Annotated in this window: 10 protein-coding genes; 7 read left to right on the forward strand and 3 right to left on the reverse strand. The window is 39.4% G+C overall.

Annotation, left to right across the window (positions count from 1 at the left end):
• The first annotated feature begins 238 nt into the window (after positions 1-238).
• The 3 genes from BP549_RS06825 (at position 239) to BP549_RS06835 (ending at position 4,992) form a co-directional block, all read left to right on the forward strand.
• The gene (locus BP549_RS06825; RefSeq protein WP_292379297.1) at positions 239-2,641 is read left to right on the forward strand and encodes a histidine kinase dimerization/phosphoacceptor domain -containing protein; all 2,403 of its coding nucleotides are present in this window, start codon (positions 239-241) and stop codon (positions 2,639-2,641) included.
• A 657-nt stretch (positions 2,642-3,298) separates the two neighbouring features.
• Positions 3,299-4,768, forward strand: a complete 1,470-nt coding sequence (gene tes / locus BP549_RS06830; protein WP_292379298.1) for a tetraether lipid synthase Tes — start codon at positions 3,299-3,301, stop codon at positions 4,766-4,768.
• 62 nt (positions 4,769-4,830) lie between these two features.
• The gene (locus BP549_RS06835) at positions 4,831-4,992 is read left to right on the forward strand and encodes a hypothetical protein (RefSeq protein WP_292379301.1); all 162 of its coding nucleotides are present in this window, start codon (positions 4,831-4,833) and stop codon (positions 4,990-4,992) included.
• A gap of 521 nt (positions 4,993-5,513) precedes the next feature.
• Here the strand turns inward: BP549_RS06835 and BP549_RS06840 are convergent.
• Positions 5,514-5,864: a DUF2173 family protein gene (locus tag BP549_RS06840; RefSeq protein ID WP_292373609.1), complete on the reverse strand. Its 351-nt coding sequence runs from the start codon at positions 5,862-5,864 to the stop codon at positions 5,514-5,516.
• Between the two features lie 478 nt (positions 5,865-6,342).
• Between BP549_RS06840 and BP549_RS06845 the strand changes: the two genes are divergently transcribed.
• The 3 genes from BP549_RS06845 (at position 6,343) to BP549_RS06855 (ending at position 10,228) form a co-directional block, all read left to right on the forward strand.
• A complete protein-coding gene (locus BP549_RS06845; RefSeq protein WP_292379302.1) occupies positions 6,343-7,026 on the forward strand; it encodes a DUF72 domain-containing protein in 684 nt (227 codons plus the stop codon).
• A 294-nt stretch (positions 7,027-7,320) separates the two neighbouring features.
• Positions 7,321-8,415: a hypothetical protein gene (locus BP549_RS06850; protein ID WP_292379304.1), complete on the forward strand. Its 1,095-nt coding sequence runs from the start codon at positions 7,321-7,323 to the stop codon at positions 8,413-8,415.
• A 343-nt stretch (positions 8,416-8,758) separates the two neighbouring features.
• Positions 8,759-10,228 carry a tetratricopeptide repeat protein gene (locus tag BP549_RS06855; protein ID WP_292379306.1) on the forward strand — a complete coding sequence of 490 codons (1,470 nt, stop codon included), beginning with the start codon at positions 8,759-8,761 and terminating at the stop codon, positions 10,226-10,228.
• 75 nt (positions 10,229-10,303) lie between these two features.
• Here the strand turns inward: BP549_RS06855 and BP549_RS06860 are convergent, their stop codons facing one another.
• Positions 10,304-10,741 (reverse strand): CoA-binding protein, encoded by a 438-nt coding sequence (locus BP549_RS06860; protein ID WP_292379309.1) that lies wholly within the window; start codon positions 10,739-10,741, stop codon positions 10,304-10,306.
• A gap of 213 nt (positions 10,742-10,954) precedes the next feature.
• A complete protein-coding gene (locus BP549_RS06865) occupies positions 10,955-11,155 on the reverse strand; it encodes a hypothetical protein (RefSeq protein ID WP_292379311.1) in 201 nt (66 codons plus the stop codon).
• A 321-nt stretch (positions 11,156-11,476) separates the two neighbouring features.
• Between BP549_RS06865 and BP549_RS06870 the strand changes: the two genes are divergently transcribed.
• Positions 11,477-12,247 (forward strand): winged helix-turn-helix domain-containing protein, encoded by a 771-nt coding sequence (locus tag BP549_RS06870; RefSeq protein ID WP_292379313.1) that lies wholly within the window; start codon positions 11,477-11,479, stop codon positions 12,245-12,247.
• Positions 12,248-12,355: the final 108 nt, after the last annotated feature.

A 12,355-nucleotide genomic window follows, 5' to 3' on the forward strand; every position in this document is an offset into this window, starting at 1 on the left:
CAGAGGAAAATCTATAGAAGCAGAGAAAAGGGATAGAGGTAGGGAGCAAATAGGAGTTACATAAGAGTTACAATCATTATTAATTTGCCTCATTAACAAACAGGACAATGCCTGGCTTCAGAGTTTGGGGTTTTAGAAGTCAGGCGGTTTGAAATCCAGGTATTTCTTTTTAATTCTTATCTCCAGAACATGAGACTTAAATGGGTAAAGTCTGAAGAGAAGATGAGGGAGAATAAAAGTGGAGAGATTTGTTTCTCAGAATCCTGATCCTGTACTGAGGATCAATGGTGATGAAAGAGTTATTTATTCGAATAAGGCAGGTGAGCTCTTCCTTCATGAATGGAACATAAGAGTAGGGGAGAAAGTACCTATATCCATTGGAAACCTTTCAAAAAGAGTAATTTCCCGAAAGTATCCCGAAAAAATACAAATCAAGGTTGGAAAAAGAATTTATCTGGCCTCATTTTACCCTCTCGAAGAAGATAAACAGGTGGAAGTCTATGGATTTGACATAACTGACTATAATAAACTAAAAGAAAAACTTCAGATCAAAGAGAAACAGTATGATGCATTAAACCAGATGGGAAGAATAGCTCTCAGGCGTGAAAGCCTGCAAGCTTTCATGGATGAAAGTGCAAATCTGACTGCAAAATCTCTTGATATCGAATATAGTAATATCCTTGAATATCTACCTGATGGAAATTTCCTGCTCAGGGCAGGAACAGGCTGGAAGCCGGGTCTTGTAGGAGAAGCCATTATCAATGGGAGTAATAAATACCAGGCAGGGTACACTTTATTTTCAAAAATCCCGGTAATCGTAAGAGATTTCAAAAAGGAAGAACGATTTGAGGCTCCAACTCTCCTGAAAGAGCACGATATAGCCAGTGGAGTAAGTGTTGTTATAGGCAAAATAGAAAAACCCTTTGGGGTATTGAGTGTTCACTCAAAAAAACCGAGAAGATTTACTACAGATGACACGTATTTCCTTAGCTCGGTAGCTTTCCTTATTTCTGAAGTAATCGAGCGGAGACGTGCTGAAGAAGAATTGCGCCAGTATAAGGAAAGACTTGAGGAGCTTGTTAAAGAAAGGACTTCCGAACTTGTAAGAACAAATGAAAGGCTTATTGAGGAGATCTCAGGGCGTAAGCGGGTAGAGAAAGACCTTCAGAACAATGTGTATTTTCTGGAGACCTTCCTTGATGCCATACCTTCTCCGGTATTTTACAGAAATCTCGAGGGAATCTATCAAGGCTGCAACGAAATGTTTGCCCATATACTTGGTTTTCCCAAAGAAAGAGTAATAGGACACTCGATGTTTGAGTTCAGGGATCAGTTTTCAAAAGCTATCGAAATCTCTACTTTTTATGACAGGCTACTTCTTGAGGAAGGCAAAAGCATATCTCACGAATTGAAAGTCAGGTCCGCCATAGATGGAAATGAAAGGGATTTTCTTGTCCACAGGGCTACTTACAGCAATATATCAGGAGAGATAATCGGGATAGTCGGTGTGATGCTTGATATTACCGAACGTAAAAAAGCCGAGCAGGCCCTTACCGACTATGCAGCTGAACTTGAGCGGTCTAATAAACGTAAAGAGGAGCTGGAAATGGTAATTAATAGTAGTCCTGTAATCGTTTTTTTATGGAAATATGAGGAGGGCTGGCCGATTGAATTTGTTTCTGAGAATGTTACCAGATTGGGGTATGAGGTGAAGGATTTTACCTCAAAAGGGCTTCTTTATAGAGATATCGTGTATCTCGAAGATCTGGAAAAAGTAGCTGACGAGCTTAATATGTATGTTGAAGCCGGCTACTCGGATTATACCTCGGAATATAGGATTTTCACAAAATCCGGGGAGATCCGCTGGGTTGACGAAAGGACGGTTATCCAGCGCGATGAGAATGGGGAAATCCATCTTCAGGGCATCATCTTGGACATAACCGAACATAAAAAAGCCGAGAATGCGCTTCTCCAGATGGAGGAAATTCGCAAAAAAGAAATTCATCACCGCATCAAGAATAATTTGCAGGTAATCTCCTCCCTCCTGAGCCTCCAGGCCGAGCATTTCAGTGACAAGAAGGTAAGGGAATCTTTTCAGGACAGCCAGAACCGAGTTATATCGATGTCTCTAATTCATGAAGAGCTATATAAAACTGGCGAAATCGGGAATTTTGAAACCTTTGATTTTAAAGCGTACCTCCAGAAACTTGCAAATGAACTTTTCAGATCATATCTGGTAGGCAATCAGGATATTCACTTAAAACTGGACATAGAAAGTATTTTTCTTGGAATGGACACCGGAATTCCATTGGGAATTATCATTAATGAACTTGTATCCAACTCATTAAAACACGCTTTTCCTGCAGGACGAAAAGGAGAAATCCAGATTAAGCTCCATAAGATAGAGGACAAAAAAATCATGGGTGAGGATAGAGATACCGGCAGGCGCGAAAGCTCTGAATTTTTGCTGGTTGTCTCGGACAACGGAGTGGGAATTCCAGATAACATAGATTTCAGGCATACCTCCTCTCTCGGGTTTCAGCTTGTAAGTATACTTGTAGACCAGATAGAAGGTAGTATTGAGCTTGTAAGAGGAGCAGGGACAGAATTCAGGATAAAATTCAGGGAAGATATCTATTAATAAAGTTCTTATTATTTGCCATAAACGTTATTATATCAATCTGTAAGCTCGGACAGAATGATCTAGATTCTTTTGTTAATTCTGTGTTTTGTTTCAAGAACTTTATGATTAATTCTGAGTGGATAAGGGTTCTTTCTCGCAATAAGAAGTACCATCGATAATGATAACATTAAAATCGGAATATGCAATCTGATCCTTTGATAATATAATTTAAAGGAAAAGACAAAGAATTTTAACTCTTTTCGTTATTTTTACTTCTTATTCAGTTAATTTAAATAATATTAAAGCTTTATTTATTAAATGGGAATATATAATAAACAATCTTATGAAATCATGGATGGAGTAAGTATTAAGAATCGCGTTTTTCCACTGCGTTTCTTATCATGGTTCGTACCATTGTTTTATTGAGCTTTAAATGGGGAGAGCTTTTATTCAATAAATGCACGGAAACTCAGGTTATATGCGAAACTCATATCTTTTCAGGCTTTTTTGTAATGAAAGCCTGTAAGACTTTTAATAAGCAGACCTTTACGAAATCAAAAATTTCACAGCGAACATTATAAAATAATTGATCAAAGGAAAATTCTCAAAACCTGCTCTGGTAATCGAGAATCCGTGCGTCACTATCAGACTTATTAGTTAAAGTCAGGTAAGAGCATGAGATCAACAAAATCTATTTGCCCTGAATGCAAAAAAATAATTACGGCCTCAATTTTTGAGGAAAATGGAAAAATAATTATTGAAAAAAACTGTTCCGAGCATGGAAACTTCAGGGACATATACTGGTCAGATGCTGAACTCTACAGAAGGTTCGAAAATTATTCATATGTTGGAACCGGAGTTTCGTGTTTCCAAACTGACAATTCTACAAATTGTCCTTTTGATTGCGGGCTCTGTCCTGCTCATGAAACTGGAACTTTGCTTGCAAATATTGATGTCACCAATAGATGCAACCTTGCATGCCCAATCTGTTTTGCAAACGCAAGAGAGAAAGGCGCTATCTATGAGCCTGACTTTGAGGAAATCCGGAAGATGATGGAAACGCTCAGAAAAGAAAGACCCGTTCCCTGCCCTGCCATTCAGTTTTCAGGTGGAGAACCAACAATAAGGAACGATCTTCCTGAGATCATTGAACTGGCAGAAGAGCTGGGTTTCTTGCAGATTCAGCTTGCAAGTAATGGAATTCGCCTTGCAAAAAGCCCCGAATACTGTAAAAAGCTTAAGGAGGCCGGGCTACAAACTATTTATCTTTCTTTTGACGGAACTACTCCAGACCCATATATCAAAACTCGGGGTTTTAACGCCTTTCCTTTAAAGAAAAAAGCCATTGAGAACTGCAGGGATTTTGGACCGGATAGCATTGTGCTTGTGCCTACTCTTGTAAAAGGTATAAACGATTCCCAGGTCGGAGACATCCTCCGTTTTGCAGCCGAATATCCTGACATTATAAAAGGAGTAAACTTCCAGCCTATTGCATTTACAGGAAGAGTTGACCAGTCCCAGCGAGAGGAGCAAAGGATTACTATACCCGATGTGCTGAAGCTTGTAGAAGAACAAACAAATGGAGAAATCCCCTGTAATGCTTGGTATCCTGTTCCTTCTGTGGTCCCCATAAGCCGTTTTTTATCAGCCGTGAAGAAAGTTCCGTTCCCGGAGTTTACAGTCCATCAGCACTGCGGGGCTGGAACTTATCTGTTCTTTGAAGAAGGACATTTTATCCCGATTACAAATTTTATTAATGTTGATGGCTTTTTTGAGTTCTTAGATAAAATAACCTCCGGGATAAATGGGAAAGGAAGCCGAGTCCTAACTCTTGCAAAAGTCATAAGGGAAATACCAGGATATATTGATGAAAGCAGGGGGCCAAAATCGATAAATATAACTCGCATGATTCTCGATGTACTTAAATCCGGGGATAAAGAAAACACAGCTCGTTTCCATAGAAACGCCCTGTTTATAGGAGTAATGCACTTTCAGGATCTCTATAATATAGACCTTGAAAGGATCAAAAAATGCGGAGTTCATTATTCTACACCAGATGGTAGGATAATTCCTTTCTGCACATACAACACGCTTTATAGGGATTCGGTTGAACTTAAATTCTCAATACCTTATACTAAAGAATAAATCGGATAGCAGTAATGTAAACACAGAGGAAGAATAAGAGTCAGCGGGAAGAATAAGAGTCAGTGATTGGAATCAAAGATGAGAAAAGTGCTACAAATCATCGAATGGTTGTTAAAATAATGACCAAGAAGGTTATCAAAAAAGGGTTATCAAAAAAAGGTTATCAAAAAAAGGTTATCAAAAAAAGGTTATCAAAAAAAGGTTATCAAAAAAAGGTTATCTAAAATCGTATGCTAAGAAGCCTTTCAGATTTTTAAGTGATCCATAAGGCCTGGTCCAAATTTAATGTAGTTTAGTTCTGTACTCATTTAAGTGATTACCTATTTAATCAATTTACTTAGTTAAGTTACCTTAGTCAAGTTTAGTCAAGTTACTACTTATTTAAATTACATATTTATTTAAAAGTTACTACTTATTTAAATTACATATTTATTTAAGTTACATATCTTCTTTGTACGTCTTCTTTATACATCGGGACTCGACCCTATGGACCATTCATAATTATGTAAGTAATGCTATAATAAAACAACGATATAAATTTAATTTTTAGCAGTACTGCTAAAAAGGTGCACCCTAATTTTAGGTTTGAGTTCAGGCTGAATGCAAACTGCAGGCAGGCTATTAAAAAAGGTTACAGATAAATCTCCGGCAAATTGCCCTTGATAGAGGGCAGACCTGCCTGATAAAGTGAAATAATTACTTGATCCAATTACTGGTACGGGCTGACCAGGCAGATTTCTAAGGGTTAACACATTCCCAGGGCTGTGAAAAGCTTCTTTAAATCCGCCTTTGACCTCTCAACAAAAACCCCTCTCGTTCCCGAAATCATGACGGTCCAGTCACCGCCGCTGTACATCCAGTTTTGCTGAGGTACCCAGTTCATCTTGTAGAGCTGCGTGTAAGCACTGGACAATGCATCAAACATCAGATTTACGGCTCCGCAGAATTTGGCGGTCATCTCGGCCATTTCTTTTGGCATTTCATCCTTGGATTTGTATTCCACAAGCTTTCCCTCTGGATTGAAAATCCCTGCTGCCATTACCCCATCAAACTTCAGAAGTTCATCTAATGATAGATTACACTCTTTTCCGTTCACTTACTAACCCCCAATTAAATTCGGTACATACCAATCAACTGTTTATACCGGTGGACTTATACAGGTAAGCTGTTCGCTAAATTTAATGATCTCCACGGCTTCCGTTTTCATCCTTCGAATTACTTTTTATACTTCGAATTATTTTTTTATATTATCTACAGGCTTTCCCCCTTGCCTGTGCATGAAATCAGTTAAGCGATATTGTCCCTTCAAGTTTGGTTTTTGCATAAAGGAGTAAAAAGGCATTGGCATGATATTATATAAAAATATCAAATTAAAAAAATAAAATTGAAAACTTAATTTAAGATTTCTAATGAGTTATAATTCTCTCAGGTTAGATAAATTCACGAGAACTCCAGTTTCAATTTCCTTTTCCTCTTCTCTTAGCTGATAAGACCCTGTTATCAAGTTCTTCTCTTATAATTCGGGTAAACCAAAAATAGATCTGCCATCAGACCGATATACAAAAGGGGACTATATGGAGGCATTTGTAGGTACAAGCGGCTGGTATTATGATTGGAATAGAAAGAAAAATCTTGATTGGTTTATCCAGAATTCCGGACTGAATAGTGTCGAACTCAATGCCAGTTTTTATAGATTTCCTTCACCTGACCAGGTTGAAGGCTGGAACAGAAAAGGAACGGGACTCCGATGGAGCATAAAGGTACACAGATCCATAACTCACTGGCGCCAGCTCAGTGAAAGTTCCCTGGAAATTCTGGAAAATTTCCTTGAACTCTTCAAACCCATGGATCATCTAATTGATTTTTATCTTTTTCAGGTGCCTCCAAAGTTCGATGATGTCGGAAGGGTACTCAGGTTTGCAGAAGCCACAAAGCTTGGGAAAAGGTTCGCCCTGGAGATCAGGAATAAAGAGTTGCTCGGAAATGAGGAGGCATGCTCAGAGCTTATGAAGAAAATCATCCTGGCATCCGTAGACTCGCCAGACTATAGGAACCGGATTTTCCCCGGAAAAACTGTGTATATGAGGATGCACGGAAGGGACAGATGGTATAGTTACGATTATTCTCAGGTAGAAATTAGCGAAACTCTCAGGAAAATCCGTGAATCCGGGCCTGAAAAAACTTACATTTATTTCAATAATGACCATAATATGCTGGAAAATGCAAGAATGACATTGAAAGTCTTCTCTGGTTTGTAAACCTTGAATTATCCTATTAATTCAAAAGAACCTGAATTTTCAGGCAAGAAAAATTTGATCCAATGGCGATAACTCTCATTTTTCTTTCTGACTGAGTAAACTCTATTTAAATTGTTAACCTTTATTATGAATAAATTATTATATTAAGAGGTATATTCAAGTCTAATGTGGAGATTCTGAGGAGTTAAAAATCAGGTGCCTCGAAATCAAAAACGAATTTTTGAGAATCCAACCAACAACAAAGAAATCATATTACCCAGAATTCCCTATATATATAAAAAAGAAGTGAAATATATGTTCTGGAGTAAGGACTATATTGTAGAAAGGCTGAGCAAAATCCCTAGAACCCTGGAAGACATCTCAATAGAAGTTTTTGAAGGTGTGTCCCCAACAAATGATTTTTTGCAAAAAGCTGGCCTTTCAAGCGAGAACTGCATAGATGCATCCTACGTCTGCAGAGACTCCCACACAAATGCGGGCATAGAGCAGGTAGGTATGGAAAAGGAACTCATGTACCCCTATGTAGACGACTCTATTTCGAATGAATTTGCAGTTCAGTCTACTCAGTACCAGCTTATGCTGCCTTATGAAATTCTCGACAATAATATAAGGAAAGAATACAGGATATTTCAGCCCGAGGAACTGAAAGCAAGGTTCCCTATAGCTTATAAGCAGATAACGGAAATTAAACAACAGTCTGAGAGCGAAAAACAGGAGTTTGTCTCTGCTGATTACCGTTTCGAAAACGAAAGTTTCCTGCGGTATATAAACACGCCTAAAATCATCGTTACCAACAACTCTCGCCTGCAGGCTTCGTACGATCCTACCGGAAAGCATGTTTTTGCAAACGGAGTTGGCGTCGTTCTTGGAGATCCCACACTCTATCTCTATGTTACTGCTGTACTCAACTCTTCTATAGCAAGGGCTTTCCCTGAAATCTGGAGCCGTGAAGGCGTACAGAGCAGAGGCAAACTTAATTCACAAATGCTGAAAAGGTTCCCAATCGCGTTCCCTAAAAAGGAGACTACCGAGAAAGTTATAAGCACAATCTCCCGTTACCTGATTTACCTGAACAGGCAAAAACAGATGGCAAGAGCCTATGCGATACCCGGTTACCAGGAGCTCATCGACTTTTATAAGAGAATTTCAGATCTTCTGATTCTGGATACATACATTACAAATGAACTTGACCCGAAGCTTCTTGACGTCCTTGCTGAAAACATCACTGCTTCCGATGGAGGATTTGAATACAGCGCTGACATAAATCTCCTGATCGGGCTGCAGGAAATAAAGAAGAATATTCTGAGTTCTCCAGATTTTGGAGATTGCAGATTCAGTAACAAGTTCACAAACATCCTGGCAACTCTGAAAAACAGCACTGTCTGGTAAGAGAAAAAACTCAGCCATCCCCTGTAGTTATTCTCTTTCCAGATATTTTGACTTTTTATCTTCCGGATCTTTGACTTTCTTATTTTCCTAGATATTTTGACTTTTCGTTTTTCGGATATCCTGATGTTTTTATTTTCTGATTATCTTGGTTTTTCCAACTCCCGGAAGCTTATTGTTTGTCAGCTGTTATAAATTTTAAGCATGAATTAGAAAAACTTTGGTAAAATATCTATTGAACAAGCTTATTTAATATAGAAGCGTTTTGGAATATTTAGAGTTGAAATAATTAGATTTCCAGATAAAGAGGTATATTATATTGCTTTTTATTCAGAAGGGGTGAACTATGACTGATTTCGAGAATGACTCAGGAAAAGAAGAAGTTCCTGCCGAAAATAACTCTATTGAAACTAAAGATAAGAATCCAGAAAATGAAGCGGAAAAAGAAGTGGAAATAAAAGCGAAAAACCACAGAGCTCTGCTTGAAAGATATGAGCAGCGGCTGAAAGATCTGGATCCGGAACTTATCACCCCTGAAGATGAAATTGCCTTACAGGAAGCTTTTATTCACGCAAAGGAGGCTTTTGAGCCTGAGGAACTGGTAAGCTGGTTTATAATTAAAGCCGAACCTTTCTATAGATCCGGGTCCTGGAAAGTGCTCTTACATCTGTACGAAGAATTGCTAGGTATTGTGGAAAAGAAACTTGGTCCTGATAGTCCGGAAACCGCATCTGTAATGAACGGGCTTGCAGGAATCTACCGCTATCTTGGAAATTATGAAGAAGCCCTCAGGCTTTTTTCAAGGGCCTTAAAAATCCGTGAAAGTCTTCCCGACCAGCCCAGATCTGAAACCGGGGATACACTCAGTGAGCTTGGCATTCTTTATTCTCTGATAGAGCAGGGCGAAGAAGCCCTTTCATTTTATAAGCAGGCACTTGAGATCCAGAAACAATTCCTGAGCCCAAAAAATCTCGGCGCTGTAAGAACCCTGAACAGGATGGCTTTTTTTTATAAAGAGTTGGAAAAACCCGAGATGTCTGAAGATTGCTTCAGGCAGGCTCTAGAACTTCTTGAAAAGCTTCAGGAGCAGGAGCCGGAAAACCGTGTGGTTATGGGGTATAGAGCCGGAACCCTGAATAACCTGGGCGTCCTGCTATCGGAGATGGGCAAGGTTGACGATGCTGAGAACAGGTACGGGCAGGCTTTAGAGCTTCAGGATAAGGTGTACGGCCCTGAACACCCGCAGGTGGCCCAGACCCTGAACAACCTTGCTCTTCTCTATTTCCAGACTACAAGGTATGAAAAAGCCATGATCCTCTATACAAGATCTCTGGAAATCATGGAAAAATTCGGAAAAACCGAACATATAGGTTTTGCTACGACCCTTAACAATCTCGCAGGCGTCTATGTCCAAAAGGGTCGCCACGAAAAGGCCCTGGAACTCTATAAGCGAGCCCTTGAAATCCGGGAACGCGTTATTGGCCCTGATAGCCCTGATGTTGCCAAGACCTTAAATAATCTGGGTGAATTGTACAGGATCCTCGGTCAGCACAAAAAAGCCCTTCCTCTCTACACCCGTGCTCTCAAGATCTACGAAACAACCCTCGGCTCGTCTCATCCCGATGTCGGCACAACCCTGAACAACCTCGCAGGCCTCCATGAAAGCATGGGCGAATATGAAACCGCAATTGAACTCTACGAAAAAGCCCTCGATATAATTGAAAAGGAATATGGACCGGATCATCCCTATTTCAAGATCACAAGGAATAATTTACTGGGCCTGTATGAGAAAATGGAGAGAAGCTGGCGAAGATGAGTTCAAAGAGTAAAGAAACAGGATCCGGCACTTAAATGACAAATATCTCTGGCCAGGAGTTAAATAGACAGTTTTTCAATACTTTCCTATCATTTTCGCAATCGCTCTGTGTATCCCATGTATGCTGAAGCCACTTCCGAGGTACATCATAGGACAGTGTCCGGTCATGCATTCAAGTTTCAATTTCTGGCAGGTTTCTATAGCTTTATCGGTTTCGGTTGTCCAGTGGAGCCAGATTTTGTTTGCGCCTTTTTCCATGAGAAGAGGAATTAGATCCCCGGGCTCGGTTTTTGTTATTCCGATAACTGCACGGTCTATGCCTGAAGGGAGAGAGGAGACATCTTTCAAGGAATCGGGATCAGATTTTCCAGAAAGGTCTACAAGATAGACGTTCTTGCCACGGTTTTTGAGTTCGGTGGCAGCCCATTTCATGGCTGGCTTTGTGCGATCAGTAATTATTGCAAAAGTTTTTGCGTCCCAGAATTTTTCCAAATCTGAACTTGTGGAGTCCATATTGAATTCACCTTTTCTCATATTCTGAATTAAAATATATCACTTGAGTTATAAGTAGGTTGTAATCTTCTGTTCCTTATAGCTGGTTCTTTGAAAACCTGATGCAAAAACAGATTTTACCTTAAACGCCTGAAACAAACCGGAAAATGAAGAATAAAAAATAAAAAGGCGCAGAGATGGATAAGATTCTGCGCTATTATCTATTTATCCTGTTTACTGTCCCTGAAGCTTCTGTCCGGCCGCCTGGAGTGCTCCACCGAGTGCCTTTACAAGTTCACAGTTCTGGGAGCACTTGGAGGCACAGGTACAGTATTTAGGGGTGTTTTCCGCCATCCACTGCCCGAGGAATCCAAAGGCTTTGAGCTGATCTTCATTTGCTGTCTGTACGAAGTTGTTTATATCTTGTAATCCCACGATTTATCACCGAGATTAGGAGGGTTGTGTATAGTTATATACCTGAGCGTCATAATTATATACAAAAATTAGAATGTATAGAAAAATGACCTTAAATTAACAACCTTTAATAACCATTGAATAATCCCTTCAATTATCAGTCTTAACGAATAAGATTAATAGGTTCTTCAATTCCAGCTGTAGTAAATATATTTAATAGCGCCTTTAATTAACAGTATTCTAATCAACGGTAATTGTTGGCCCTGATACAACAAATTTTAACTAAAAGAATTTAAATTGCTTATATTTCAGTTTCTAATAAGTTTCCGAGGCAAATGAAAAATGGAGACAGCTAACGAAAATTCCGAAATTTATTACCGAGAGGAACTACACTCTATTAAGGAGGAAGTAACATCCCTGCGAAATGACTTCTCACGGTTTTTGCAGCGGGCAAACCAGCAGCATATTGAAGGAATTATTGGGGAAATGAGAAAGAGCTTCATGAAGCCCATGGTAGACTACCTTTGTGAGGATGCAAGTGAGAGGATGCATGCACGGATGACAGCAGAATGTGGAATGAGAGAATTTTGTGAAAAAGCTTTTCGGGAACTCTTTCAAGAAACCGCAGAGCTTGTTGGGAGAGGCAAAGTAGAAGCTGAAACCATAAAACTGTACCGGAACAGACTGGAAGAGTTAAAAAAGGAAGCAAAAAGCCCCAATTGCAGCAAATGTTTTTCGGAAGCTACGAATCTTTTTGAAAAACAGGTCAAGCTCATGCGTTCGCTTCAGATTTATGAAGACAGGGAAGAAGATAAAAAAATAGATATTAGCGGAATTGAGCCTGAAAAACTGGTCACTGAGGTCTGTGAGCCGGTAGCAAACCGACAGCGTCTCCTGATGCTCAAAGCGCTTTCAGGGGAAAGCAAAACATTTTCAGAACTTTCCAAGCTCACAGGTCTGCGCGGCGGAAATCTGCTCTTTCACCTTCAGAAATTGCTTGAAACAGGCATGGTTTTACAGAGAAGTGAGCGGGGAGATTATATTATTACAAGAAAAGGTTACTCTACTCTACAGGGACTTTCCAGAATCTATTCCGAAATTGAGAAGGAATAAAGAAGTAGAAGCAGTCAAAAAGCAATAATAATCAATAAAATAATCGATAAAATTGATATAAAGCCAGGAAAACTGGCTTAAATCAAACAAATTACTTTATTTGTCACT

The organism is Methanosarcina sp. UBA289 (genome assembly GCA_002496565.1).
Lineage (GTDB): Archaea > Halobacteriota > Methanosarcinia > Methanosarcinales > Methanosarcinaceae > Methanosarcina.

Coding starts and splice junctions, on each gene's coding strand:
- BP549_RS06845 (WP_292379302.1), top strand. CDS start 6,343: ATGGAGGCATTTGTAGGTACAAGCGGCTGGTATTATGATTGGAATAGA.
- BP549_RS06850 (WP_292379304.1), top strand. CDS start 7,321: ATGTTCTGGAGTAAGGACTATATTGTAGAAAGGCTGAGCAAAATCCCT.
- BP549_RS06860 (WP_292379309.1), bottom strand. CDS start 10,741: ATGGACTCCACAAGTTCAGATTTGGAAAAATTCTGGGACGCAAAAACT.
- BP549_RS06870 (WP_292379313.1), top strand. CDS start 11,477: ATGGAGACAGCTAACGAAAATTCCGAAATTTATTACCGAGAGGAACTA.
- tes (WP_292379298.1), top strand. CDS start 3,299: ATGAGATCAACAAAATCTATTTGCCCTGAATGCAAAAAAATAATTACG.
- BP549_RS06855 (WP_292379306.1), top strand. CDS start 8,759: ATGACTGATTTCGAGAATGACTCAGGAAAAGAAGAAGTTCCTGCCGAA.